This is a genomic window from Paraburkholderia sp. UCT2 (genome assembly GCF_014397665.1).
Classification (GTDB): domain Bacteria; phylum Pseudomonadota; class Gammaproteobacteria; order Burkholderiales; family Burkholderiaceae; genus Paraburkholderia; species Paraburkholderia tuberum.
This window is the reverse complement of the sequence record NZ_VZQO01000003.1, coordinates 138,243-163,008: the sequence shown is the minus strand read 5'-3', so window position 1 is coordinate 163,008 and position 24,766 is coordinate 138,243. Positions and strand designations below refer to the sequence as shown.

Sequence of the window (24,766 nt, the reverse complement as noted above, 5' to 3'; positions counted from 1 at the left end):
GCGCATGGCTCAGGCGATGCGGGCGTGCTGTAGGACGATCCATGCGGACCACACAAGCAACGCAATGCCGAGCGGCTTGCCGATGGAGCTGCCCCAGCGGAAATTCTTCTCGGCCGACATGATCGCACCCAGCGCCAGCATCCAGCCGACGCTGCCAGTGCCGACCGCGAACATCAGCAGCATCAGGGCCCAACAGCAGCCGATGCAGAAAGCGCCGTGACTGATGCCGAGCGCAAAGCTCTCGCGGCGCGCGCTCCTGCCGCGCCAATGCTCGGTGATGAACATCAGCGGCGAGCGGCATTTGTCGAGACATCGGTGCTTGAGGCTGCTGAACTGATAAAGGCCCGCGAGCGCGACGATCGCGGCGCCGATCAGCCAGCCGTTTGCAAGCAAGCTCGCAGACTGGTCCGCGACCAGATGGAGCGCCGCGTCGAAGCCGTGCGCGAGCACGCCGAACAGCGCCCACATCGTCGCGTAACCGACGATCAGAAGCGCCATCAGAGTGCGCCGGTTTGCGCGCGCGACGGTCATCCGCCGGAACGTGTCGAAGAGCGGGAAGGCGGTCGGCAGCATCATCGCCGCGATCATCAGCAGCCATGCGACGCTGTGCAGCAATGCCGCAATCGTGAGGCTCGCGCCGGGCACCTCACGGCATATCGCGCCGACGAGCGGCAGTTCGGCCCAACTCGCATGATGCAGAAAACGCGCATAGGGCCCCGCGTCCCATATCCATAACGCGATCCACGCGCTGCCCGTCAATGCGACGAACAGCGGCGCGAACAGCCGCGAGCGTGCGAGCATCTTCACGACGCGAAGCTGAACGATCCCTGAATGGCGTTATGTCCGGTCAAGGCGAGGTCGAGATCGAGCTTTTCGTGCCGCAGGCGGAATGCGTTCGCCTTGCCGACGAAAGCAGGGGAGCCGGGTATCGTCGAAAAGATGCTTTCGACCAGTTTGGTCGGCTCGCCGGTCGGGCCGCGATAGGGCTCCAACTCGGCCTCGATGGCTTCGCCGACTTTCATCCTGCCCTTGCCGTCGACGACCGCGTATTCGATCGGCGCGCGTTCCACGGACACGACTTCGCCGATCAACTGCACGAGATCCGCGATGGGGCCACCGCGCTCGCCACGGTGCACGCTAACCAGGGCGTCGAATTGCGCGTCGCTCGCGCGCTCGTCGACGAACATCGCGACGCGCCAGCCGCCTTTGAGCACGTTGCCGGGAATGAACGCCGCGAACGCGATCGTCAGGCCCGATACATCGACGCCGTCGATCATGCCTTGCTCGTAGTGGTACGCAAGCGCGCTGCGGCAAATGCCGTTATCGGGATCTTCTCCGATCCAGCACGGACACAGCACCTTGCATTCACACACTTCGAGGATGCTGCCCATCAGTTGATAGCTCATTCACGCCTCCGCTGCCGGTTGGATCCGGCCGGGAAGAACATCGCCGGACATCCTCTGTTGTAGCCGTTAAGCGGGCAGGAATCAAAGTGTTCGGGGCACTGCGAATGATTGAAGCGGCTTACACAGTCGGTGCTTTTGCGGTGCAGGAGGGGCGCAAGTCTTATATAAGACATAAGACATTTGACCTTGCATGGGTATTGCAATTAAAATCGCGATCGAAGCAGTGCCCGGCACAGCTTGGAGCGCCTTAAAAGCCTTTCCCTGAAACGCAAATACCAGCAGGTCCCCCATGCTTGAAAATTTTCGTGCTCACGTGGCCGCGCGCGCCGCGCTCGGCATTCCTCCCCTGCCGCTGACGGCTCAGCAGACCGCCGAGCTGGTCGAACTCCTGACGAACCCGCCCGCTGGCGAAGAGCAGACGCTGCTCGACCTGATCACCAACCGCGTGCCCGCCGGTGTGGACGAAGCCGCCCGCGTGAAGGCAGGCTTCCTCGCCGCCGTGGCCAACGGTCAGACCGCCTGCGCGCTGATCTCGCGCGCCCGTGCCACCGAACTGCTCGGCACGATGCTGGGCGGCTACAACATCCAGCCGCTGATCGAACTGCTGTCCGACGCCGAAGTGGGCACCGTGGCCGCCGCTGCGCTGAAGAAAACCCTGCTGATGTTCGACCAGTTCCACGACGTCAAGGAACTGGCCGACAAGGGCAACGCCAATGCGAAGGCCGTGATGCAGAGCTGGGCCGACGCCGAATGGTTCACGAGCCGTCCGGAAGTGCCGCAAAGCCTGACCATCACCGTCTTCAAGGTGACGGGCGAAACCAATACCGACGACCTGTCGCCGGCCCCGGATGCGACCACCCGTCCGGACATCCCGCTGCACGCACTGGCAATGCTGAAGAACGCGCGTCCCGGTATCACCCCGGAAGAGGACGGCAAGCGCGGCCCGGTCAAGTTCATCGAGTCGCTGAAAGAAAAGGGCCACCTGGTCGCGTACGTGGGCGACGTGGTCGGCACCGGCTCCTCGCGCAAGTCGGCCACCAACTCGGTGCTGTGGTTCACGGGCGAAGACATCCCGTTCATCCCGAACAAGCGCTTCGGCGGCGTGTGCCTTGGCGGCAAGATCGCCCCGATCTTCTACAACACGATGGAAGACGCCGGCGCTCTGCCGATCGAACTCGACGTGTCGCAGATGGAAATGGGCGACGTGGTCGAACTGCGCCCGTACGAAGGCAAAGCCCTGAAGAACGGCGCAGTGATCGCCGAGTTCCAGGTCAAGTCCGACGTGCTGTTCGATGAAGTGCGCGCCGGCGGCCGCATTCCGCTGATCATCGGTCGTGGCCTGACCGCCAAGGCACGCGAAGCGCTGGGCCTCGCCCCGTCGACGCTGTTCCGCCTGCCGCAGCAGCCCGCCAACAGCGGCAAGGGCTTCTCGCTGGCGCAGAAGATGGTCGGCCGCGCTTGCGGTCTGCCGGAAGGCCAGGGCGTCCGTCCGGGCACGTACTGCGAACCGAAGATGACCTCGGTCGGCTCGCAGGACACCACGGGCCCGATGACCCGCGACGAACTGAAGGACCTGGCGTGCCTCGGCTTCTCGGCCGATCTCGTCATGCAGTCGTTCTGCCACACCGCCGCTTATCCGAAGCCGGTGGACGTCAAGACCCACCAGACGCTGCCGAACTTCATCAGCAACCGTGGCGGCATCGCGCTGCGCCCGGGCGACGGCGTGATCCACTCGTGGCTGAACCGCATGCTGTTGCCCGACACCGTGGGCACCGGCGGCGACTCGCACACGCGCTTCCCGATCGGCATCAGCTTCCCGGCCGGTTCGGGTCTGGTCGCCTTCGCGGCCGCCACCGGCACGATGCCGCTGGACATGCCGGAATCGGTGCTGGTCCGCTTCAAGGGCAAGATGCAGCCGGGCGTGACCCTGCGTGACCTCGTCAACGCGATTCCGCTGTACGCGATCAAGCAAGGCACGCTGACGGTTGCCAAGCAAGGCAAGAAGAACATCTTCTCCGGCCGCATTCTCGAAATCGAAGGCCTGCCCGATCTGAAGGTCGAGCAAGCGTTCGAACTGTCGGATGCTTCCGCCGAGCGCTCGGCCGCCGGTTGCACGGTGCACCTGAACAAGGAGCCGATCATCGAATACCTGAACAGCAACGTCACGCTGCTGAAGTGGATGATCGCCCAGGGCTACCAGGATCCGCGCAGCCTGCAGCGCCGCATCAAGGCGATGGAGCAGTGGCTGGCCGACCCGCAACTGCTCTCGCCGGATGCCGACGCCGAATACGCAGCCGTCATCGAGATCGATCTCGCCGACATCCACGAGCCGATCGTGGCCTGCCCGAACGATCCGGACGACGTGAAGACGCTGTCCGACGTAGCCGGCGCGAAGATCGACGAAGTGTTCATCGGCTCGTGCATGACCAACATCGGTCACTTCCGCGCCGCGTCGAAGCTGCTGGAAGGTAAGCGCGACATCCCGGTCAAGCTGTGGGTGGCCCCGCCGACCAAGATGGACCAGAAGCAACTGACCGAGGAAGGCCATTACGGCGTCTTCGGCACGGCTGGTGCGCGTACCGAAATGCCGGGCTGCTCGCTGTGCATGGGCAACCAGGCACAGGTGCGCGAAGGCGCGACGGTCATGTCGACGTCGACCCGTAACTTCCCGAACCGCCTCGGCAAGAACACGAACGTGTACCTCGGCTCGGCGGAACTGGCGGCGATCTGTTCGCGCCTCGGCAAGATCCCGACCAAGGAAGAGTACATGGCCGACATGAGCGTGCTCAACGCCAACGGCGACAAGATCTATCAATACATGAACTTCGACCAGATCGAGGACTTCAAGGAAGTCGCCGACGCTGTGACGATGTAAGTGTGCTGTCGGACTACGGCGTGTGGTTCGCGTCGTAGCGCCACGAAATGGCGCCGTGGGCTGAATGCCTGCGGCGCCATTTTTTTTGCGGCGTTCGAGTCGAGGTCCGAGCTCAGGGACTGGCGATAGCCGATCCGCATCGCAAGACAAACCCCGCGACCTGGTCCAACGCGTATCGGGCGCTTGCAAGCTCGTCGGTCGAGCGCTGGAAGACGTGATGGAGTCCCTCGTAGATTTCCAACTGCACCGTATTTCCCCGCTGCGCAGCGGCAGCCGCGTAGCCCCGGGCGTCGTCGAGCAGCAGTTCGTCCGTGCCGACCTGAATGGCGATCGGCGGCAGATGTGCGGGAACGTGGTACAGCGGCGACGCACGTCGGTCCGCGGGATCGGCTGACCCAAGGTACGCGGCGGCGGCATCGGCGAGCATGGGCCGCGTCAAGACCGGGTCGCGGGTCTCCTCACTGCGCGACGACGGGCCCGTCAACGCAAGATCGAGCCACGGCGAAAAAGTGGCCACACAAGTAACGTTCATCGACCGGCCTCCATCAGCGCCCAGCGCCGCAAGCGCGAGCCCGCCGCCTGCCGAGTCGCCAACCAGCGCGATGTCGCGAATGCCTGACTGCGCCATCCACCGCAACGCTTCGATCACGGCATCGTATGCCGCGGGAAACGCATGCTCGGGCGCAAGCGGATAGTCGAGAACGAAGGTGTCGATGCCGGCACGCACGGCAATCTGACTCGCCAGGCCGCGATAACCGGTGGCAGACCCGAGTACGAACGCGCCTCCGTGCAGAAAGAGGATCGCGCGGCCGGCCACGGCGGATTCGGGTCGAATCCAACAACCCTTTACGTCCGCGCTCTCGACTCTTTCAAGATCGACGCCATCCGCTATAGGCGTTTGCGCCGTCATCGCGTCGTAGGCCTCACGCGAGGCTCCGCCGAATTCCGCAAAGAGTCGCTGAGTACGGTCGAGCACCGATATCGCCGCCTCGCGGTCGTCGTCACTCAAGGGGTGCCGCATCTCGATCAGGTTGGTCTGCTGTACGACGCTCATCATTTGCTCCTTTGTTAGTGGTGGTCGACGGGCAGACGATATCGATTCCGCCCAGCGTCCAGAAGAAGGCCGAACGGAATACAATCAATTCCATTCCGGAAGTTTTGGAGGCAAGGAGTGGACCGCCTGGATGCGCTCAAACTTTTCGTCCGCATCGTCGAGAGCGGGAGTTTCGCTGCGGCGGCGCGCGAAATCGGCGTGGGCCAGCCCGCGGTCAGCAAGCAGATCGCGTCGCTCGAACGCCATCTTGGCGCGCAACTGGTCAGGCGCACGTCGCGCAGCATGACGCTGACCGAGACGGGACAATCGGTCTATGAAGCGGGTTTGCGCATCATTGGAGATTTCACGGAGCTCGAATCGTCCGTAGGGCGCGGTCAGGTTTCGCCGGCCGGGATGGTTAGGGTCACCGTGGCGCCGGTTTTTGGCCGGCTGTATGTGGTGCCGCGCCTGCCGGCATTTTTCGCCAGGTATCCGAACGTGTCCGTGGACCTGTCGGCAACGGAGCGAACCGTCAATCTGGTCGAGGAGGGCTTCGACCTTTCGATCAAAAGCGGGCGGCTTGCCGACTCTTCGCTGATTGCAAGGCAACTGGCATCGAGCCCAGTCGTTGTCGTCGCAACGCCGGATTACCTCGAAAAACACGGGCGCCCCGAACGGCCACAGGATCTCGCCCGACATGCCTGCGTCGTTTTCGCGCCGCTTCGCGAGCCGCGGGCGTGGCGCTTCGAAAACGTCGACGGTCCCGGCTTGCACGTCCCGTCCGGCAATTTTCACACCGGCGACGCGGAACAGATTCGCGCTGCCGTGCTCGCCCATATGGGACTGGTTCAAGCGCCGGCGTGGCTCTTTGCGCCGGAGATCGCGAGCGGTGCGGTCGTCAGTCTGTTGCCGGATTTCGCGCCGGCGCCGATGGCCATCCACGCCGTTCATCCTGCCGGCCGACGATTGCCGACCAAGACCCGCGTATTTATCGATTTCGTTTCAGAAATTCTGACGTCTGAACCCGGTCCGGCCTTTGTCCCGGTCAGGACCTAGCGAGTGTTCCGCCGACACCGAATCATGCCGACAGGGATCCCGGTCCGGCCTTACCGCGCCGCAGCCAATCGCCGGTCGACAAGGCACTTGACCCGTCCGACAATGCTTGGCGAAACACGGTCGAACGGGCTGCGATCCAAGCGTCTTTTTCCAATGCGGCGTGGGTCCCAGGTGGTCGTCCGCGATTTTTTTGACGCCCCCTGTCCGTCAGCATACGGCCCGCGCGTCATTGTGATGGCGGCCGATGCAATTCATCCGCCTCAACCCCAGGACGGAGGCTCAAATGGAATACCTGTTGATGATCTACTCGGAAGAAAACGGCTGGAACAAGATGACCGAAAGCGAGCGGCAGCAAGGCGTTGCCGCCTATCACGCGTACACCGAATCGTTGAAGAAAGCGGGGGCTCTGGTGGGGGCCAACCGGCTGCAGCACACGAACACGGCCACCACGGTGCGGCTCGTCGACGGCAAGCCGCAGGTGCTCGATGGACCGTATTCCGATTCGAAGGAGCAACTCGCCGGCTACTACCTGATCGACGTGCCGAACCTCGACGCGGCGATGTCGTGGGCGTCGCGTTGTCCCGGCGCGGCGCACGGCGTCATGGAGGTGCGCCCGGTCTGGACCGCCCCTTACGAGGCACCCACTGCATGAGTGCGTCCGGCGGCGCCCTTGGCGATGACGTCGCCGCGCGGTCGATTGCCGAGGCGGTCGCTCGCCGCAGCTACGGCAAGCTCGTCGCGCTGCTGGCGATGCGCACGCGCGACGTCGCCGCAGCCGAGGACGCGCTCGCCGACGCATTCGCGGCCGCGCTCGCGGACTGGCCGGAGCACGGCTGTCCCGCGAGTCCGGAAGCGTGGCTGATGACGGTTGCGCGCCGCCGGGCGATCGACGGCGCGCGTCATCGCCAGGTCGGCGACGACGTGGCGAACCAGTTGATGATCCTCGCCGACGAGATCGACGAGAGTGAGGCAGGCGCGTTGCCCGACCGGCGGCTTGCCCTGCTGTTCGCGTGCACGCACCCTGCGCTAGAGGCCGCGATTCGGACGCCGCTGATGCTGCAAGTGGTGTTGGGGCTGGAAGCGAAGACGATTGCGTCGGCGTTCCTGATGTCGCCCGCCGCGATGAGCAAACGCCTCGTGCGGGCGAAGACCAAGATCCGCGAAGCGGGCATTCCGTTCAGCGTGCCCGAGCGCGAGGAGCTGCCGGGCCGGCTCGACGCGGTGCTCGAAGCGGTCTATGCGGCGTATGCGGAAGGTTGGACGGACCCGGTCGGCGGCGATACCGAGCGGCGCGACCTCGCGGACGAGGCGCTGTATCTCGCGCAACTGCTCGTCGAATTGCTTCCCGACGAACCGGAGACGTTGGGCCTGCTCGCGCTAATGCTGTTTGCACAGGCGCGACGTGATGCGCGACGCGATGCGGCTGGCGACTACGTGCCGCTGTCGGCCCAGGACCCTGCAACGTGGAACGCGCCGATGATCAACGCGGCGAACGCACTGCTGCGGCGCGCGAACGCGCTCAACGCAATCGGGCGCTTTCAGCTCGAGGCCGCGCTGCAGTCGGCGCATGTGGATCGCTGCCGGACGCGTCGCCCGAACTGGGACGAAATCGTGCAGCTCTACGATGGGCTGTTCGCCATTGCGGCGTCGCCGGTGGTCGCCGTGAACCGTGCGCTTGCCGTGGCCGAACGCGACGGCCCGCAGGCGGCGCTCGACGCGCTTGCGCCGTATGCGGACGACCCGCGGCTGGCCGACTACCAGCCCTACTGGGCCGCACGCGCCAATCTGCTCGCGCGTGCCGGCGCGACTGCGCAAGCACTCGACGCGTACGATCTGGCAATCGGCCTTGAGCGTGATCCGGCCGTGCGCCGGTTCCTGCAGCGCAAGCGAATGGAGCTTGCATCGACGAGCGGGACCTTCACGCGCGGTGCGGAGCCCCCATAAGAGACGCCTGAATGGAGCGGCTTGGCGATATCGATCAGATACGCCTGGCTTCCCGAATGCTCTTGAGAACGCGCGCGTTCTGTCGCGCGTCGGATTGCCAAAGATCTGTTCCGGCGGTCCTTCTTCATAAACTGCGCCGTCGCACAGAAAGCAAACCTTTGATGAAACCTCACGCGCGAAGCCCATTTCATGTGTCGCGAGCAGCATCGTCATGCCTTCGCTCGCGAGATCGCGCAGACGCCGAGCACTAACTTTGCGTCACAGACAGGCCCGCGAAATGAAGGCAGGTTCCAACGACTCGCTGGTCAAAATCCGGCTCATGGCAGCGGGGTATTTGCCGCCCTGGCTGATGATGCCGATTTCGACGGAGTATTCATCGACAGCACCATCGTTCGTGCCCAGCAGCGTGCCGCTGGCTCGCTCAAAAAAGGCGACCAGGCGCTGGATCGGTGCTGTAGGCGCTAGCTGAGCAGGTCTATCCGACCGTAGGCGCGTAACGACAGACGCCCCGGCATGCCGAACCGAGGGTTGGTATACTATCGCTTCAAAACCAATTGGTAGTTGATAAAAGATCGACAGCCAATCTTTCGCGTTTGGTGGCGGGCAGTTAGGCCGTGGCCCGCTGTCGGAGCCGCACGCAGCACATTGACGCGTATTGGAGCGTTCCCAGCCTTGCCGGGCGGCACTGGCTGTTGAAACCATGGAAGGTTGAGCGAAGTATGGAACCCAAGTTTTACCGCGGCTGGCACCTGGCCAAATCGGACACGGAGTACAAGGCTACGGAGTTCGAGTGGGCGTTGATCCGCTTTTACGAGTCGTTTTCGCGTTTTGTGCTGACCACGGGCATGATCACGATCGCGGCCGACGTTGATATCAAGTATCAGGAGCATGTGATCCTGCACGTGATCCGCATGCAGGATCGTCCGAAGAACAGCGCGACCATCGCGCGGCTGATGAATCGGGATGACATCCCGAACATTCAATACAGCTTGCGCAAGCTGGAATCGGCCGGCCTGATCGAAAAGCTCAAGGACAAGAACAGCAAGACCTACTCGTATACGGCGAGCGAGCTTGGCGTCAAGCTGACCGACGAATACAACAAGGTCCGGCAGGAGATTCTGGTCAAGCGTTTCGAGGAGATCAGCGACGTCGACGAGAAGTTCGAGCGCGGTGCGCGCTTCATGTCTCTCCTGACCGGCATTTATGAGGAAGCGGCTCGCGATTCGGCGACCATCACGCCTCAAACCGACGAGCCGCCGCCGAAGCCGAAGGCTTCGCGCAAGTCCGCTTAACCGGCAACCGCGGCCGCGCAAGTCACAGCGCCGGATGCAACCTGTGCCAGTCGCTAGCCTTCTGGTACGCCATGCCGGCGCGGCACAGCAGGGCTTCGGCGCCATGAGCCGCAACGAACTGGAATCCGATTGGCAGGCCGCCCTGCGTGAGCCCGCATGGCAGAGCGATCGCGGGATGGCCGCTGGAGTTGAACGGTGCCGTGAACTGGATCAGGCGCGCATTGAGTTCCGGGTCCTGCGCGAGCGCGCCAAGCTGTTCATGCGTGGGCGCGGCGAACGGCTGCATCGGCACGATCAGCAGATCGATCCCGCTCATGAGCCGGTTGATCTTTCCGCGTAGCGCGGCACGGTTCAACAGGACCTGCTGATACGCCATCCCACTGGTTTCGCGACCAATCTCGATCAGGCGCGTAAGCGCTGGCCCATAGTGCGCCGCGAGCCGCGGATAGGTGTCGGCATGGGCCACCGCCACTTCCACACCGCAGTTGACCTGCCACTCGTCGACTACCGTGCGCACATCGGGAACGCGCACTTCTTCCACCTGAGCGCCGAGCGACTTCACCACTTCCACGACCCGCGCGAGCGCGTGCACGATGACGTCGTCGGTGCCATTGCTGTTCCACTCGGCATCGATGCCGATTCGCAGTCCGCCCAGATCGTGCGCGTCGTCCGGCAACACGAGTCTGGCCTCGGGCAACGAGGTTGGGTCGAGTGGATCGTGCCCGGCAATCGCACCAAGCAGCAGCGAGGCATCGGCTGCACTGCGCGCCATGGGGCCCGGATGATCAAGACTGGCGCCGAGTGCGAACACACCGTGACGGCTCACGCGTCCCCACGTCGGCTTGATGCCGGTGAGACCGTTGGCTGCAGAGGGAAAACGGATCGAGCCGCCCGTATCGGTACCGAGCGACGCGTAGCATAGCCCCGCCGCCGTCGCGACGCCGGAGCCACTCGACGACGCGCCTGCCCAGTGCCCCGGATGCCACGGATTGACCGGCTCGGCGATCTCGGGGTGATGGGTTGCGAATGCGCCCTCCGTGAGCTGAAGTTTGCCGAGCACGATCGCGCCGGCATCGCGCAGCCGCTTGACGGCGGTCGCGTCTTCGGTCGGCACGAAGTTGCGATGAATGGTCGTGCCGGCGGCAGTCGGCGAACCCGCGCACCAGTACAGGTCCTTCACCGCCAGCGGTATGCCGTGCAGCGGCCCGAGCGTCTCACCATTCAGCACTTTTCGTTCGGCTTCGCGCGCGGATGCGAGCGCCTCGTCACGCATTACGAGCGCGTAGCTGTGCAGCGTGGGGTCGAGCCGCTCGATGCGTTCTAGCATCGCGGTCGTGACTTCCACGGGGGAGATCTCGCGCGTGGCGATCAGGCGCGCCAACTCGCGCACCTCCATGTAGTGCAGTCCGGAATGGGACATGATCAATCTGCCTCCGTACTCAAAGTCCGAGCTCTGCGCGCTGCCGCGTGAGCGTATCGATCACGGCGTACATGATCTTGTGCGCGCAAGGCATCAGGTCGGGAATATAGGTCGCACCCATGCCGCCCAGCCCCTCGGCCACCGGCACCGGCGAGCCTTCGGCGGGCCATGGCCAGCCGATGCGCGCGGTCGGAATGCCGAAGCGGCGCAGCGCGGCACCGTCGGTCTGGCCGCCGAGCAGGTCGGGCGTCGGATGCGCACGCTGCTCGATATGCTCCCAGCCGCGCCGCGCGGACTGCACGATCCAGTTCGACGGGGACGTCGTGCCGCCGGGCACGGAGCCATACATTTCCCAGTCGAGATCGAAATCGGGATGACGCTCCCGTAGTGCCGCGACGAATGCGGCGAACTGCGCCTTCACTTCGCCCGGTGAGGTACGGGGATTGATGCGCACGTCGAAGAAAATCTCGGTGACGGCCGAAGGAAACGCCGGCCGTTCAGGCCAGCCCGCCCGCACGCCCGAGATCCAGCCGTGCGGCTTGACCGCGCCGGACGTATTGCGCTCGGCGTACTCGATCAGCCATTGCTCGAGTTCGAGTATCACGTGCGCGGCCGGCACGACCGAGCTGCGAAAGCCCGGCGTGTCGCGCGGCACGCCCGCGTAACCGAGTGTGCCCTTGACCTTCAGCTTGAACCAACCCATGCCGGGTTCTTCGTGATAGACCCAGTTCCAGGGCTTCATCACGATCGCGAAGTCGGGCGCTACGCCTCGGCTCAACAGGTGCGTGACGCCTGCGGACATGCCCGCGTGGTCGCGCGCGGCGAGATCGACGGGCATGCCGCCATCCGCCATCGCGACGATCAGGTCGCCGACCAGCGGCACGTCGGCCTCGATCAGAGCGGTCGCGACTTCGGTCAGCGTGGCGATCATCCCTTTGGGGTTCGACGCGCCAAGGCCGTAGATCCAGTCACCTTCCATACGTGCGCGCGGCTTGAGGTCCGCGAAATCGGGCGGACCGATCCACGGGTCGTCGCTTTCGTCGCCCTCGAGATGGGTGTCGATGGGCGCGTAGAGCATCAGCGCGGCACCGCCGCCGCTGCCGCGTTTCTCGGCGACGACGTTGCCGGTGCGCTCGTTCATGGGGCGATAGCTTGCGCTCAGGCCGACGCTCGCCAGATGCCCGACCATGAACTGGCTCGCGTCGCGCGCGGCGCCGGTCGGGCTGTGAATGTCCGTGAGTTTGAACAGCAGCTGTTGCAGCCGCCGCGCGTCGAGCGTTGCGCAGGCCCGTTCGTACCAGGCCTGTTGCTCGGAAGAAAAGGGCAGTGGCGTGGTGCTGACCACGATGGATACCTCCAGATTGCGTTGCGATGGGTGGTCAGTTCGACGGCGCGAACTGTTCGGCGTAGATGTTTTCCGGGCGCAGGCCGAGATTCACGAGCTTTGTCGTGGCCGCCTCGATCATGCGCGGCGGACCGCACAGATAGGCGACGGCGCTTTCGTGCGTCACGTCGGCCTCGCCGATCGCATCGACGGGATTGCCGGCGAGTAGTTCGCCGCTCGCGTGGTGGTCTACCGAGATGCGCGTTTTGAGATTCGGCAGCCATTGCCGACGCAGCTCCAGATCGTCGAGGCAGAAAAGCTGCTCGGGCGTTGCACAGCCAAAGCTCAGCAGGATCGGCGGCTTGCGTCCGGGCTGGCGACGCAGGGCGTCGATCATCGACAGGATGGGTGCGAGGCCGGTCCCGCCCGCCACCATGATGTGCGGTGCAGGCACCTTCTCACGCAGGAAGAAACTGCCGAACGGGCCTTCGATTTCGAGAACGTCATCGGGTTTCGCCTCCTGCTCCAGCCACTTCGACATCACGCCATCTTCAAGCACACGAATCAGTAGTTCGAGCTTCGGCAGATCGGCCGCCGTGCTGGCGGGCGAATAGCTGCGCGTGACATTCGTGCCCGGCACGCGTACCTGAATGAACTGCCCCGGCTTGAAGTCGAGCCACGCGCCTTCGGCCAGTTCGAGCCGCAGGCGCACGACGTTCGACGCCACCTTCTCGACGCTGTCGACGAATGCGTGCGCCTTGACCGCCTGCACGTCGGCCGCATCGCTCGCATAGTTCAGCGTGAACGTGCAGTTGGTTTCAGGTTCGGTCAGGCACAGCAGCCGGTCGCCGGCCTCGTATTCGCTGCGCAGAAGCGTCGAGCTGGCACCCGCGCGCATGCCGGCGCGGCCCTCGACAAGCTTCGCCATACAGCTCGAACAGGATCCCGACCGGCACTGGTGGATGACCGGGATACCTGCGGCGAGAGCCGCGTCCAGCACGCTCTCGCCCTGCTGCACGGCAACCGATGTCGCTTTCCCGTCGCGAAAGCTCAATGTGACGTTTTTAACGGAAGACATACGGATACCTTCAGTACTGCTGTGATTAATGATCCTCTTCGATCTTCTCGACGAAGTACGAAGGACGTTTGCCGTCTGCGGTTCGCTTCATGCGGATGCTCGACGCCTTGATGGTGCCGTCGATACCATTGCCTGGCTTGGCGATGCCACGATTCCAGCGCGAAGCAATCTTGCGCCAGCTGATCGGCGATACGTCGGTTGCAACGAGTTGTTCGTTGTCCCAGCCGGTGCCATCGGCATAAAAATCCTGCATCGCTTCGCGTGCGTACAGGTCGCAGTTGTTGAAGCCATGCAGGCACAGCGGCTTGAACAGATAGTCGTAGCGATACTTGAAGTCCTTGCGCTCCTTGTCGGTCGGGCACACGCGCGCGAGGATTTCCCAGTACTCGTAGGTGTCGTCCGTGATCGGCACATACCATTCGAACTGGACGACATGCTCTTCCGGCCAGTTCTCGACCATCAGCACGCCAGGCAGGAACACGGAGGTGCGGTACGGGCGGGCATTGACGTTCTCGACCTTGAGGTCGACTCTCTCGTTCTCGAGGACGGGGTTCCACTTCTCCGTGAAGAGCCATTGCACGAGGCCCTTGGGACCGTTCTCGTCTTCGACCGGCGCGATGCAGTCGTCCGCGGTCGGCACGATGCCAAGCGGCAGCACCCAGTCCTTCGCGTGAATGATCGCGTTGTCCTTGTGCACGAGGATGTGCGCGTTATCGAAGCCGTTTTCGCAGGCAATGCGCCAGTTCGCGAAACCCGTGCGGTGCATGCCGTACGCGACGACGTCCTTGTCCAGCAGGCTCGGCGCGGACGGCCACAGCGGATGCGGGAAGCGTTCGTCGTTCTCCGGGAAGCGGATGGGCAGGTCGTGCGCGAGCGGTGGCACGCCTTCATCCGGATAGTCGTCTTCGCGCACGAAGACGAAGATCATGCCCGCGACTTCCTCGACCGGATAGGTCGTGATACCTGTCGTGCCGATCAGCTTGTCATCCGGATTGCCGGCGATGGTCGCGAGCTTGCCGCTTTCCAGGTCGAACGTGAATCCGTGGTACCAGCAGCTGATCGTGTCCTCGGTAAGACACATCGGCTTGGCGGAGAGCCGCACGCCGCGGTGAATGCACTGGTCCTTCAGCGCGTAGATCTTGCCCTTCACGCGGCGCAACACGATCTGAACCCCGCAGATCTGAATGCCTTCGACGGCATCTTCCGGCAATTCATGGCTGAAGAGCGCCGGATACCAGTGGTTGATAAAGCCCCATGCCGCGTCCTTGTACGGCTGGTACTGGCTCTGGACTTTCGCGTCGTTGACGCGGGCGTCGCTGATCTCGTTGAGTCGCTGACCGGTGCTGCGCCGGCGGACGATGGGCGTGTCGCTCATGGAGTGCTCCTGATGTGTGGACTGGGGCGCGTCTCGTGACTGCTCACGAGCGCTGATTTCTGTACAGCTTGTCGCGGCTCGATGCGCTTCGCCGTGCGCGTCTCATCCGATGCTGTGAGTGAAGACTACGGAAACATAAATTGACAGTCAATTAATTTTCAATCAATCTTCCGTCGTACATTGATCGTAAATCGATTGAACATAGCGCGATAAAAATCGGCGAACGCCCGTGGGAAGGCGCTGAGCGGGCGATGTGCTGGTTGGAGGCGGTGCCGCTGTGGGTGATCTTCCCAGGGTTGTCCCTAGCGATGCTCCCGCCCGGAATGCGGCCCGGACGAGAACCCAGTACCCGAGCAGAGCGACGCGCAGGCAAAAGAAACAACACGAAACGTGTGCTGAAAAGCCGCCGCCTGGCAACTCGCCCGGTCAGCGGGCGCAGCAAAGGCTATTGACGAAAGGAAGAGGAGAACGCGGTGAAAATAAAGAAGTCTGCACTACTGATCGGCCTCGCGCTGGCCGCTAACGCCCATGCGCAAAGCAGCGTCGAAATCTACGGGATCATCGATACGGGCGTGATGTATGTGTCGAACGTGGGCGGTCACAGTAACTGGCTGGCCGACCCCGACACGATGGCGCCGAATTTGTTCGGCTTTCGCGGAACCGAAGATCTCGGCAATGGCCTGAAGGCGATATTCAAGCTCGAAGGCATGTTCAGCCTGAACAACGGCGAATCCACCAACGGGCTGTTCGGGCACGAAACCTATGTGGGATTGCGTGACGACCGTTGGGGCACCCTGACCGCCGGCAATCAGATCGACTTCATGTTCTATTCGCTCGTGGTCGATCACTGGGGCCCGGCCTTCCCGTTCGTCAATTCTCTGGGGCTGCGGCAAGGCTCGTTTTCGGGCCTGAATATTCCAGGGCCACCGGGCAACGGTTCGTTCGACTTCGACCGCACGCTCGGCGCTCCGATCGCGAACTCGGTCAAGTACATGAGCCCGACAGTCGGCGGCCTCTCGATGGGCGCGCAGTACAGCTTCGGCGGACAGGCTGGTTCGTTCGGTCAGGATAGCGGGCAGAGCTTCGGCCTGAACTATCACATCGGCGCCGTCGCGCTGAATGGCGCGTACACATACATCAAGTATCCCGAGTTGAACAACGGCAACGACGGTATCCGCAACATGGGTCTGGCCGCTTCGTGGGTGGTGGGGCCGACCGAGCTCGCCGCGATGTACACGAGCACGCAGAACACGCAGAACGGCGCGCGTGTCGGCGTCTACGAGGCCGACGTAACATGGACGGTCTCCCCGTTCCTGCACGCGAATCTCGCCTACCAGTACATGAAAGGCAACGACGTCCTGAAAGGCCAGAAGGCCAGTCAGGAGACGTTGTCGGTCCTGTATTCGCTCTCCAAACGCACGAGCATCTACTCAGCGCTGGCGCTGCAGCAGGCCTCGGGCGGCCCCGCCTGGATTTCGCTTGTGCCGGGACCCTCGTCGGGCGGCCGGCAGACGGCGGTCGACATCGGTCTGCAGCACGTGTTCTGACGATATGACCTGACCACGCGGAACCCGTCGCTCAACACACCGAGGCTGTGGCTCCGCGCTTCTCGACTGGCGCAAGCCAGTCGCGACCCGCCAAATACATACAGGAGATACCACCATGAGCAACCACTGCACCATGCGCGCGATGCGTGTACACGAACCCGGCGGCCGCTTCGTGCTCGACACGATCCCGCGCCCTGAACTGCTGCGGCCGACCGACGTCCTCGTCGACGTGAAGGCGTCCGGCGTCGTGCCGAATCTGCGCAACGTAATGAGCAATTACGGTGAGCGTGCTTACCTCACCGTGCCGGATCTGCCCGCTATCTACGGGCTGGATGCGGCCGGCGTGGTTGCCGAGGTGGGCAGCGCCGTGACCGGCCTCGTGCCGGGCGATCGCGTCTATATCAATCCGGGCCGTTCGTGCGGATCGTGCGACGCGTGCCGGACTGGCCAGCCGATCAACTGCGTGGCCTTCACGTTTCAGGGCTACTTCGGCTTTGGCCCGCAATCGAAGGCGATGTACCGGCAATACCCATACGGCGGCTTCAGCGAGTTCGCAACGGCGCCCGCCGACGGCCTCGTCAAGCTGCCTGAAGCAGTGAGCTTCGAGCAGGCCGCGCGTTTCGGCTACCTCGGCACCGCGTATTCTGGTCTGCGCAAGGCAGGCGTCGGCGCGGGCCGGACCGTGCTGATCGTGGGCGCAAGCGGCACGCTGGGTCTGGGGGCCGTGCAGATCGCACGCGCGATGGGCGCGACTCGCATCCTGTGCGTCGCGCGCAACGAAGCGCTGCTCGCCCGTGTGCGTGCACTCGATCCGCAGCGTATCCGCACGTTTTCGTACGGCACCGGCTCGCTGGCCGACTGGGCCCGCGAGCAGACGGACGGTATGGGCGTCGACGCGGTCATCGACGCGATCGCGCCGGGCGCCTCGCATCAGGTCACGCTCGACAGCATGGCGGCACTCAGGCGTGGTGGCCGGCTCGTCGAAATTGGCGCGATGACCGACCCGCTGCCGCTGAACCTGCACGAGATGATGTGCGCGCAGGTCAGCGTGATCGGCTCGCTCTGGTTCTCGGTTGCCGAAGGCCAGGACCTGGCGAAGATGGCTGCGGCCGGCACGCTCGATCTCGGTGTGTTCGAACACCACCGCTACACGCTCGATCAGGCCGACGAAGCACTCTCGGAAGCAGAAAAACGCGCTGGCGGCTTCGTCAACGTCGTCATCGTTCAATGAAACAGCCCGAATCGAACAGGAGAACATCATGGTAAGACGCGTCGTGACAGGCGAGAAAGACGGCAAGTCGGTCATCGTCTCCGATGGCCCCGTCGCCAATACGCACGACTACGCAGCCGTGCCCGGCTTCCAGACCACGCTGGCATGGGCGACGCTGCAGGGCATGGCGCCCCTGCCGCATGACGGCAAGGACCCGGTGGTCGGCATCCAGTCGGTGGTGCCCGATCCGCATGGCACACGCCTGCTCGTCGTGCAGTTCCCGCCGGACAGCTCGCTCGATTCCGCGGACTTCGACCCGGTTGCGGCTGGCGCGGAATACGAAGCGCATCTGCCTGGCCTCGCCCAGGCGTTCGAACCCGATGGTTCAGGCATGCACCGTACCGCGTCGGTCGACTACGACATCATCGTTTCCGGCGAACTGTGGCTCGAACTCGACGACGGTGAGATGCGCCATCTGAAGGCAGGCGACATCGTGATCCAGAACGGCACGCGCCACGCATGGCGCAATCGCAGCACGATGCCGGCGGTGATGGTGGCGGTATTGATCGGCGCCGAGACGCAGGCAGCGCGGTAACGGCAAACGAAGTGAGAGAGCAAACGATGAGTCAGCAAGCAGAACATCCCCACGACGGGCCGCCCAGGGCACCACGCGCCGAAACGCTGGAATGGAGCGACGCGATGTTGCTCGGTCACGCGCCGATCGACGCCGCGCATGAAGAGTTTGTCGAAGTGGTGACGGCGCTCGCCGGTTGTACGCAGCATACGGCGCTGGCCTGCTTGCAGGCGGTGGAGGCGCATCTGCTGTCCCACTTCGCAGTCGAGCAGGAATGGATGGAAAAGACCGATTTTCCCGCCGCCGAATGCCATCTCGACGAGCACCAACGGGTGATGGAGGCCGTGCAAAAGGTGAACGCACTCGCAGCCATTGGCCAGGTCGGCCTGCAGGACGTCAAGCGTCTCGCACAGGCATTGGCCGACTGGTTTCCAGGTCACGCCGACTATATGGATTCGGCATTGTCGGCGTGGATCAACAAGAAGATGTATGGCGGCGCACCCGTCGTGTTGCGACGCGATCTGCAAGTGGCTGAGGCGGCCTGAACGAAGTGACGGAGCTAAACATGATCATGAAGGACAAGGTGGGACTCGTAACGGGCGGTGGCTCGGGCATGGGGCGCGCGGCGGCGCATGCGCTGGCGCGCGAGGGTGCGATCGTCGTGCTCGCTGGACGCGGTGAAGAAAAGCTTGCGAGCGTGCGCGACGAAATCCAGCGAGCCGGAGGACGGGCGGAAATCCGCTCGGCCGACGTATCGCGTCGCGAGGATAACGAGGCGCTCGTCGCGTTCGTCGAGTCGCGCTTCGGCAGGCTCGATTTCGCATTCAATAACGCGGGCGGCCACGCGGACTTTAAGCCGATCGACCAGACACCGGTCGAAGAGTCGGAATGGGTGATCGATCTGAACTTCAAGGGTGTCTATTACGGCGTCAAGTATCAGGTTGAAGCGATGCTGCGCGCGGGCGGCGGCGCGATCGTCAACAACGCATCCATCTTCGGCTTACGCGGCATGAACGGCATCGCTCACTACGTTGCAAGCAAGCACGCGGTAGTCGGCCTCACGCGTGCGGTCGCGAAGGAATATGCCGGTAGCGGTATCCGCATTAACGCCGTGTGTCCGGGCGCAACCGAGACGCCGAACTACATGCGCTCGACCGACGGCGACGTGCACCTGCTCGATGACATGATTCCGATGCGCCGCATCGGCCAGCCTCATGAAGTCGCCGACGCGGTGCTCTGGCTGCTGTCCGACAAGGCGGCCTATGTGACTGGCGCCACCCTTTCCGTCGACGGCGGCATGACAACCTGAACGACCATTTCAGGCTCACGGTACACAAGGAGAAAGAACGATGAGATCGAATCGTGCAGCACGGTATATCGGCGGCGCGCTTATCGCGCTGATTGCCTTCGGTGCGAATGCTCAGGGCGGCGGTGCAACTGCTTCGACGCCGGCTGCGAGCGCGGCTTCGGACCAGAGCAAAAGCGCGAAGCGCGCGGCGAACCGGCAACTGCAGAAGAAAGTGCGCCGCGCGCTGGCTCACACCAAGGGCCTCAACGCGTCGGGCATTGCAGTACGCGCGAACGACGGCGCGCTCACTTTGCAGGGGTGGGTGCCGGAGCAGTCCCAACTCCAGCTTGCGTTGCGCACGGCCCAAGGTGTGCCCGGTGTCGTGTCGGTGAACAACCAGTTGACCATACGACCGGTGGGGCAGTGAGACGTCGTCCCGGCGCGAGCAATTGGACGTTGAACGATCGCGCCCGGGACCACGAATCAATACGGAATCAGCCAAAAGAAGGACGTGCATGTTTGACGGCATCACCATCAAGTCGCGATTGACCATCGCGATGGCTTTCCTGTGTCTGCTCCTGACCGGGGCAGGCATGCTCGGCCTGAGCAGTATTGGCCGGGTGAACGCCTCGTTGAAAGCGGACCCGGGTCGTGTCTGCATTCAGCGTGGAAGCGCCGGCGGCGATTTGAGTTGACGCTTGACGGCGTCGGAGAAAGCCCTTCGGTGGAGGGGCCAAAGCGAAGTTGAATCAGCCTCATGTACGTCAGTTGGCTTTACTAACTAATTGCCCGTCGAATGGCGGAACGTTTGGAGAGAGTCATGCCTAGCACGATTGAATTGACGCAGGAAGATGAAGTCGATGTCTCGACCATCAGGGTGCCGGAGAGTTCGCGCATGCCTAAGTTCGCGCTCACCATGGCCTGGTGGGGGCTCTGCAGCGCGATGGTGTATCTGATCATCGGCGCGACGCTGGCGCTTTATTACGGCACGACCAATGCGCTGATCGGGATGGTGATGTCCGTGGTCGTTTATTCGGCCGTGAACTACGTGCTGACGAACTATGCGATCCGCACGGGTCTTTCCGTGTCGCTTTTCTCCCGCGTGCTGTTCGGCAGTGCGGGCGCCGCATTGGCAACGTTGATATTCGCGGCAACCGTCATCTACTATGCCGTCTTCGAGAGTTCCGTTATCGCGGTCGCGCTGAACAGTCTTTTTCCATCCGTTTCCTATCCACTGGCTTGCCTGATCGTGGTCGCCTATAGCGTGCCGCTCGTTTTCGGCAGCGTGCAGAACTGGCTCGACAAGCTCAACGGCGTGCTTCTGCCGTTCTACGCGGCCGGCCTGATCGCGGCTGTGGTAGTGGCGACGTCCACGCACGGCTATAGCCCGGCCTGGATGCATTTCGGCGAGACGAAGGGGGCAGTCGTGTCGAACGGCTGGTGGGACTGCTTCGTCTACTACATGGGCGTGTGGCTGTTCATGCTCGCCGCTTTCGACTTCGCGCGCTTCGGCAAGAAGCAGGACGTCCGCTATCACAGCGTGATCAACTTCGGCATGCCGTTCTGGTTTGTTACGTTTATCGTCAACGGCGTGATCGGGATTTATCTCGTCAGCACGATCCCCGGACAAGGCGCGCTGTCCGAGGTATCGGTCGTGCTCGCGCTGCTCAAGTTGATGGGACTCTGGGGACTCGGCTTCCTCGTCGTCACGCAGACTCGCATCAACACCGCCAACTACTATCTCGCGACCATCAATACGCAGGCACTGTTCGAAGCAGGCCTCGGTCTGAAGCTGCCGAAATTTGTCTGGACGATCGTCGTCGGCGTGATCGTGTACGCGCTGATGCTGTCCGGCATCTTCTCGAAGCTGCTCCTCGCACTCGCCTATCAAGGAGTGTTCGTCGTCGCGTGGGTGGCGGTGGCGCTCGCCCATATCCTGTCGCACAAGTCGGAGCGGACTTCCGACGACGCACTCGAATCGACGTTGCGCAACGTGCCGACCTTCAACTCCGGCGGACTGATTTCGTGGTTTGTCGGCGTCGCGGCGGGCATTGGCGTGATGAGCGGACCGGAATCGCTCCACACGTTTTCCGCGCCGGCAACGTTTGTGGTTTCGGTCGCCGCGTACCTGATGGTGTCGATGCATGGCAAGCGCTCCATCTCCGTCACGACGTAATTCACCTATTTGGCTTCGATAACGGCCAGGCATTGCACGCTGGCCCACGCACTGATTTGGTCAACCGGGCCGTGCGAACGGCAAGTCCGCGGCGCCCGATTTCATCATGGAGCGAAGTAATGTCAGACCCGACGATCGTCCGCCGCCGCACGGTGAGTGGCGGCAATAGTGGTACATCGAGTCAATACCAGCCCTATAAGGACGCTGCGTGGGGCTTCGTCAATCACTGGTATCCGGCGCTTTTCAGCCACGAACTGACGGAGGACCAGGTGGAAGGCGTGCAGATATGCGGGATTCCGATTGTATTGAGGCGCGCGAACGGCAAGGTTCATGCGCTCAAGGATCAATGTCTGCACCGTGGCGTTCGCCTTTCCGAAAAGCCGATGTGCTTCAACAAGAAGACGATATCGTGCTGGTATCACGGCTTCACGTTCGACCTTGAAACGGGCAAGCTTGCGACCATCATCGCGAACCCCGAGGACAAGCTGATCGGCACGGTCGGCATTACGAGCTATCCGGTGCACGAAGTCGCGGGCATGATCTTCGTCTTCGTGCGCGACGACGATTTCCCGCTTGAGGACGTTCCGTCGCTCGAACAGGATCTGCCGGTGCGCTTTCCGAAGCAAAGCGACCGCTACCCGCACCCGCTGTGGCCGGCCGTGCCCAGTCTGCTCGACGAGAACGCGGTGGCGATGGGCATTCATCGCATCGGCTTCACGAACTGGCGCATTGCGTGCGAGAACGGCATCGACAACGCTCATCTGCTGCTGCACAAGGACAACAGCATCATTCACGCGATGGAATGGGTCCTTCCGCTTGGCCTGCTGCCGAGCGGCGAAGACTGCGTCGAAACCCTCGAAGACCCTGACGGTCCCAAGGGCATGCTGCAGTGGCTCGGCACTGACAAGTGGCAACCGGTGCTGGAAAACAAGGAACTGGGACTGAAAGTGCCTGGACTCGTAGGCCGCCCCTATCGGACTTCGATCGTGTTGCCTGGACTCGTGGCGGTCGAGAACTGGCCGGGCGAACATATGACCCAGCTGGAGTGGTTCGTGCCGATTACCGACGACACGCATGAGTATTGGGAGGTGATCGTGCGCATCTGCAACACGCCGGAGGAACTGGAGGCGCACAAATATCGCTACGAGCGTGTCTATGAGCCGCTGGCGCTGCATGGCTTCAACGACTGCGATATCTATGCACGCGAGTCGATGGAAGACTTCTACGGTGACGGCACCGGATGGGAGAGCGAGCAGATGGTCGCAACGGACATCTCGGCCATCACCTGGCGCAAGGTTGCTTCGCGCTGGAATCGCGGCATCGCGAAACCGGGACGCGGCGTGCCGGGCGCGCGAAAGGACAGCAGCCTGCGCTTCAAGCGCGCTGCGGACGGCAAGCGGATGACCTACAAGACCGAGCAGATCGAAGACTGATCAGCCCCTGCTACCTCTCCCCTCGGACTTTGCGCCGGGGGAGGGGTTATTTTCGTCGAATAAGACCCGATTCAGGGTTCCTTTTGCTGTGTCACGCTTTGCGCCGATCCGGTGGCTGTCGCACTTTTTTCAGTCTGCGGTGTGATGGTGGCGGCGTCGCGAGCAGCCTCATCGTAAATCCCGGTAAGCAGAGACATGAAGCGCGCGTAGCGCTCGAACTTCTCCTCTGTGTCGCTGATTTCCCCGAGGCGCTGAACCAGTATCTCTTTTCGGACCTTGTAGTACTCGTCCGTCAATCGGATCCCCAGATCGCTCGCACAATACAGGTAGGTCTTGCTGCTCGTGTCCTGTAGCTTTTCGATCAACCCGGCGGCTTCCAGCTTTCTCAGGCTGTACTGGATGTTGGGAATATCGTCGCGGTTCATCAATCGTCCGATCATTGCGCTGGTCTTGGGACGGTCCTGCATACGAATGACGTGAAGGATCACGTGCTCCTGATGTTTGAGTTCGACGTTCGCTGTGATCGTAACGACGCCTGTTGCCAGAACGAAGCGGGTGAAGGACTCGTAAAAACGAATCAGTGACCACTCGAACTCCGCGATCTTGAACTCGGCGTCGGATTTTGCGAGATGCCACGATCGGTAGAACCTCGGTTCCATTGCTTGACTCGCTTATCAAAGATTGTCGACAGGGGAGTACGGCCCCGGCTGGTCCGGTTGCCGTCCAGCACCGGCATCGCGAGACAATTTCAAGTCGGTGTGTACTTGCCGCGGTGGGTGCATGAAATCAATTATCAATCGACAATATGTTGAATGACACTGGATAATCTACCAATTTTTCGAAAATTTTCCGCCGAAGTCCGGGGCTTGGCGTTGGTTGTGTAACCTGAATGTCAGGTTGGGTCGGCGGATTCGACCGGTCGATGCAACACAATGAACGTCGCATGAGCGGCCATTGAAGACCCTGACGTCAGCTCTGGAGTAAGTTCGCGGAACTGGTGCTCTCGACCATGACGCGACGCTCGACGTGTGGAACCGAACGTCCGCTGGATTATGTGCAAGGGTCGTTCGCAACGCACGAGCATCGACGGGCATCCGAACGAAACGCGGTGCTCGTAGCCTTATCGGGCGCGTGGAAAGGGGTACCATGAGCAAGCCGTCGAACGCCAGGCTCATCCGTGCCTGAACGTGTAGCATCTCCCTGGCCTGGGGGCTTGCCATGATCCGTTATCACACCGCACCCGATTCGTCGGTCATCGAAATAGCCGTTGAAGGCAAGATCACCGACCACGAACTGCGCGAAGCCATCGAGCGCATGCGTGGTGATCTTGAACTGAACGGTAAGACCCGCGTGCTCGAACGCATTGAGCATTTCAGTGGCATCGAGCCGAAGGCGCTGTGGACCGACCTGACGCTCGGCGTCTCCGTCGCCCGCAAGGTCAAGCGCGCCGCCGTGGTGGCTGACGCGGGCTGGATTCACGCCTCGATGCATTTGGCGCGGTTCTTCACAAAGGCTGAAATCAAGGCGTTCCACGTGAACGAGCTGGAACAGGCGCGAGCCTGGATCAACGCCTGAACGTCGTCTCCAGCCGAGCGCATCGGGCAGAGGCCGGCCTGAAGCGACGCTCGCTCGACGCAGACATGTGGCTGAAACTCGTCGCGTTTCGGTCATATGCCCATTGGATGCCTGGCTACTGACCCCGAGTCCCGAGTCTGGCCGAAAGGTCGTTCTGATT

The 24,766-nt window shown here is 62.8% G+C and carries 23 protein-coding genes; 15 read left to right on the top strand and 8 right to left on the bottom strand.

The genetic code is table 11. The features are described from left to right. Positions 1-9: 9 nt before the first annotated feature. Both F6X39_RS03955 and F6X39_RS03950 read right to left on the bottom strand, forming a co-directional pair. Positions 10-801 carry a DUF2182 domain-containing protein gene (locus F6X39_RS03955; RefSeq protein WP_187615716.1) on the bottom strand — a complete coding sequence of 264 codons (792 nt, stop codon included), beginning with the start codon at positions 799-801 and terminating at the stop codon, positions 10-12. A 2-nt stretch (positions 802-803) separates the two neighbouring features. Next, positions 804-1,406, bottom strand: coding sequence for a DUF1326 domain-containing protein (locus F6X39_RS03950; protein WP_090810898.1), 603 nt, complete (start codon positions 1,404-1,406; stop codon positions 804-806). A 289-nt stretch (positions 1,407-1,695) separates the two neighbouring features. Here F6X39_RS03950 and acnB point away from each other — a divergent pair, with 289 nt between their 5' ends. Beyond that, a complete protein-coding gene (gene acnB, locus F6X39_RS03945; RefSeq protein ID WP_187615635.1) occupies positions 1,696-4,281 on the top strand; it encodes a bifunctional aconitate hydratase 2/2-methylisocitrate dehydratase in 2,586 nt (861 codons plus the stop codon). 112 nt (positions 4,282-4,393) lie between these two features. Here acnB and F6X39_RS03940 read toward each other — a convergent pair whose 3' ends face one another. After that, entirely contained in the window at positions 4,394-5,335 is a 942-nt protein-coding gene (locus tag F6X39_RS03940; RefSeq protein WP_262413277.1) for an alpha/beta hydrolase, read from the bottom strand. Positions 5,336-5,452: 117 nt separating this feature from the next. On the opposite strand from F6X39_RS03940, the gene F6X39_RS03935 reads away from it, so the two are divergent. From F6X39_RS03935 to F6X39_RS03920, 4 genes are all read left to right on the top strand, one after another. Beyond that, positions 5,453-6,370, top strand: coding sequence for a LysR family transcriptional regulator (locus F6X39_RS03935; RefSeq protein ID WP_187615633.1), 918 nt, complete (start codon positions 5,453-5,455; stop codon positions 6,368-6,370). A gap of 283 nt (positions 6,371-6,653) precedes the next feature. Beyond that, complete coding sequence (locus tag F6X39_RS03930) at positions 6,654-7,022, top strand: YciI family protein (RefSeq protein WP_184023933.1); 369 nt, start codon at positions 6,654-6,656, stop codon at positions 7,020-7,022. Then, positions 7,019-8,314: an RNA polymerase sigma factor gene (locus F6X39_RS03925; RefSeq protein ID WP_187615632.1), complete on the top strand. Its 1,296-nt coding sequence runs from the start codon at positions 7,019-7,021 to the stop codon at positions 8,312-8,314. Before F6X39_RS03930 ends, F6X39_RS03925 begins: the two co-directional genes overlap by 4 nt. A 719-nt stretch (positions 8,315-9,033) precedes the next feature. Beyond that, positions 9,034-9,606: a winged helix DNA-binding protein gene (locus F6X39_RS03920; protein ID WP_184012166.1), complete on the top strand. Its 573-nt coding sequence runs from the start codon at positions 9,034-9,036 to the stop codon at positions 9,604-9,606. Positions 9,607-9,628: 22 nt separating this feature from the next. Here the strand turns inward: F6X39_RS03920 and F6X39_RS03915 are convergent, their stop codons facing one another. From F6X39_RS03915 to F6X39_RS03900, 4 genes are read right to left on the bottom strand one after another with little or no spacing between them, the layout of a single operon-like run. Then, positions 9,629-11,026, bottom strand: coding sequence for an amidase (locus F6X39_RS03915; RefSeq protein ID WP_187615631.1), 1,398 nt, complete (start codon positions 11,024-11,026; stop codon positions 9,629-9,631). Between the two features lie 19 nt (positions 11,027-11,045). Continuing rightward, positions 11,046-12,371, bottom strand: a complete 1,326-nt coding sequence (locus F6X39_RS03910) for a M20 family metallopeptidase (RefSeq protein WP_187615630.1) — start codon at positions 12,369-12,371, stop codon at positions 11,046-11,048. 34 nt (positions 12,372-12,405) lie between these two features. Then, positions 12,406-13,428 (bottom strand): ring-hydroxylating dioxygenase ferredoxin reductase family protein, encoded by a 1,023-nt coding sequence (locus tag F6X39_RS03905; RefSeq protein ID WP_184012160.1) that lies wholly within the window; start codon positions 13,426-13,428, stop codon positions 12,406-12,408. A gap of 25 nt (positions 13,429-13,453) precedes the next feature. Continuing rightward, a complete protein-coding gene (locus tag F6X39_RS03900) occupies positions 13,454-14,803 on the bottom strand; it encodes a Rieske 2Fe-2S domain-containing protein (RefSeq protein WP_187615629.1) in 1,350 nt (449 codons plus the stop codon). A gap of 473 nt (positions 14,804-15,276) precedes the next feature. On the opposite strand from F6X39_RS03900, the gene F6X39_RS03895 reads away from it, so the two are divergent. The 9 genes from F6X39_RS03895 to F6X39_RS03855 all read left to right on the top strand — a co-directional run bounded on the left by F6X39_RS03895 (position 15,277) and on the right by F6X39_RS03855 (position 23,031). Then, entirely contained in the window at positions 15,277-16,350 is a 1,074-nt protein-coding gene (locus F6X39_RS03895; RefSeq protein ID WP_187615628.1) for a porin, read from the top strand. A 115-nt stretch (positions 16,351-16,465) separates the two neighbouring features. After that, entirely contained in the window at positions 16,466-17,581 is a 1,116-nt protein-coding gene (locus F6X39_RS03890) for an alcohol dehydrogenase catalytic domain-containing protein (protein ID WP_222945101.1), read from the top strand. Between the two features lie 28 nt (positions 17,582-17,609). Continuing rightward, positions 17,610-18,155, top strand: coding sequence for a cupin domain-containing protein (locus F6X39_RS03885; RefSeq protein ID WP_187615627.1), 546 nt, complete (start codon positions 17,610-17,612; stop codon positions 18,153-18,155). Beyond that, positions 18,080-18,679 carry a bacteriohemerythrin gene (locus F6X39_RS03880; RefSeq protein WP_262413274.1) on the top strand — a complete coding sequence of 200 codons (600 nt, stop codon included), beginning with the start codon at positions 18,080-18,082 and terminating at the stop codon, positions 18,677-18,679. The genes F6X39_RS03885 and F6X39_RS03880 overlap by 76 nt, the downstream gene beginning before the upstream one ends. A gap of 20 nt (positions 18,680-18,699) precedes the next feature. Then, the gene (locus F6X39_RS03875; RefSeq protein ID WP_187615626.1) at positions 18,700-19,443 is read left to right on the top strand and encodes an SDR family NAD(P)-dependent oxidoreductase; all 744 of its coding nucleotides are present in this window, start codon (positions 18,700-18,702) and stop codon (positions 19,441-19,443) included. A 40-nt stretch (positions 19,444-19,483) separates the two neighbouring features. Beyond that, positions 19,484-19,849 carry a BON domain-containing protein gene (locus F6X39_RS03870; RefSeq protein ID WP_187615625.1) on the top strand — a complete coding sequence of 122 codons (366 nt, stop codon included), beginning with the start codon at positions 19,484-19,486 and terminating at the stop codon, positions 19,847-19,849. 88 nt (positions 19,850-19,937) lie between these two features. Next, the gene (locus tag F6X39_RS03865; protein ID WP_187615624.1) at positions 19,938-20,117 is read left to right on the top strand and encodes a Tar ligand binding domain-containing protein; all 180 of its coding nucleotides are present in this window, start codon (positions 19,938-19,940) and stop codon (positions 20,115-20,117) included. Positions 20,118-20,242: 125 nt separating this feature from the next. Continuing rightward, a complete protein-coding gene (locus F6X39_RS03860) occupies positions 20,243-21,598 on the top strand; it encodes a purine-cytosine permease family protein (RefSeq protein WP_184023971.1) in 1,356 nt (451 codons plus the stop codon). A gap of 119 nt (positions 21,599-21,717) precedes the next feature. Continuing rightward, positions 21,718-23,031: a Rieske 2Fe-2S domain-containing protein gene (locus tag F6X39_RS03855; RefSeq protein ID WP_187615623.1), complete on the top strand. Its 1,314-nt coding sequence runs from the start codon at positions 21,718-21,720 to the stop codon at positions 23,029-23,031. Positions 23,032-23,102: 71 nt separating this feature from the next. Here F6X39_RS03855 and F6X39_RS03850 read toward each other — a convergent pair whose 3' ends face one another. Continuing rightward, a complete protein-coding gene (locus F6X39_RS03850; protein WP_184023986.1) occupies positions 23,103-23,690 on the bottom strand; it encodes a winged helix DNA-binding protein in 588 nt (195 codons plus the stop codon). A 559-nt stretch (positions 23,691-24,249) separates the two neighbouring features. Between F6X39_RS03850 and F6X39_RS03845 the strand changes: the two genes are divergently transcribed. Further along, a complete protein-coding gene (locus F6X39_RS03845) occupies positions 24,250-24,606 on the top strand; it encodes an STAS/SEC14 domain-containing protein (RefSeq protein WP_187615622.1) in 357 nt (118 codons plus the stop codon). The last annotated feature ends 160 nt before the right edge of the window (positions 24,607-24,766 follow it).

Bases quoted from the DNA above. Each gene is read 5' to 3' on its own strand.
- F6X39_RS03955 (WP_187615716.1), bottom strand. From the start codon at position 801: ATGCTCGCACGCTCGCGGCTGTTCGCGCCGCTGTTCGTCGCATTGACG.
- F6X39_RS03950 (WP_090810898.1), bottom strand. From the start codon at position 1,406: ATGAGCTATCAACTGATGGGCAGCATCCTCGAAGTGTGTGAATGCAAG.
- acnB (WP_187615635.1), top strand. From the start codon at position 1,696: ATGCTTGAAAATTTTCGTGCTCACGTGGCCGCGCGCGCCGCGCTCGGC.
- F6X39_RS03940 (WP_262413277.1), bottom strand. From the start codon at position 5,335: ATGAGCGTCGTACAGCAGACCAACCTGATCGAGATGCGGCACCCCTTG.
- F6X39_RS03930 (WP_184023933.1), top strand. From the start codon at position 6,654: ATGGAATACCTGTTGATGATCTACTCGGAAGAAAACGGCTGGAACAAG.
- F6X39_RS03925 (WP_187615632.1), top strand. From the start codon at position 7,019: ATGAGTGCGTCCGGCGGCGCCCTTGGCGATGACGTCGCCGCGCGGTCG.
- F6X39_RS03920 (WP_184012166.1), top strand. From the start codon at position 9,034: ATGGAACCCAAGTTTTACCGCGGCTGGCACCTGGCCAAATCGGACACG.
- F6X39_RS03915 (WP_187615631.1), bottom strand. From the start codon at position 11,026: ATGTCCCATTCCGGACTGCACTACATGGAGGTGCGCGAGTTGGCGCGC.
- F6X39_RS03905 (WP_184012160.1), bottom strand. From the start codon at position 13,428: ATGTCTTCCGTTAAAAACGTCACATTGAGCTTTCGCGACGGGAAAGCG.
- F6X39_RS03900 (WP_187615629.1), bottom strand. From the start codon at position 14,803: ATGAGCGACACGCCCATCGTCCGCCGGCGCAGCACCGGTCAGCGACTC.
- F6X39_RS03890 (WP_222945101.1), top strand. From the start codon at position 16,466: ATGAGCAACCACTGCACCATGCGCGCGATGCGTGTACACGAACCCGGC.
- F6X39_RS03885 (WP_187615627.1), top strand. From the start codon at position 17,610: ATGGTAAGACGCGTCGTGACAGGCGAGAAAGACGGCAAGTCGGTCATC.
- F6X39_RS03880 (WP_262413274.1), top strand. From the start codon at position 18,080: ATGGCGCAATCGCAGCACGATGCCGGCGGTGATGGTGGCGGTATTGAT.
- F6X39_RS03875 (WP_187615626.1), top strand. From the start codon at position 18,700: ATGATCATGAAGGACAAGGTGGGACTCGTAACGGGCGGTGGCTCGGGC.
- F6X39_RS03870 (WP_187615625.1), top strand. From the start codon at position 19,484: ATGAGATCGAATCGTGCAGCACGGTATATCGGCGGCGCGCTTATCGCG.
- F6X39_RS03865 (WP_187615624.1), top strand. From the start codon at position 19,938: ATGTTTGACGGCATCACCATCAAGTCGCGATTGACCATCGCGATGGCT.
- F6X39_RS03860 (WP_184023971.1), top strand. From the start codon at position 20,243: ATGCCTAGCACGATTGAATTGACGCAGGAAGATGAAGTCGATGTCTCG.
- F6X39_RS03855 (WP_187615623.1), top strand. From the start codon at position 21,718: ATGTCAGACCCGACGATCGTCCGCCGCCGCACGGTGAGTGGCGGCAAT.
- F6X39_RS03850 (WP_184023986.1), bottom strand. From the start codon at position 23,690: ATGGAACCGAGGTTCTACCGATCGTGGCATCTCGCAAAATCCGACGCC.
- F6X39_RS03845 (WP_187615622.1), top strand. From the start codon at position 24,250: ATGATCCGTTATCACACCGCACCCGATTCGTCGGTCATCGAAATAGCC.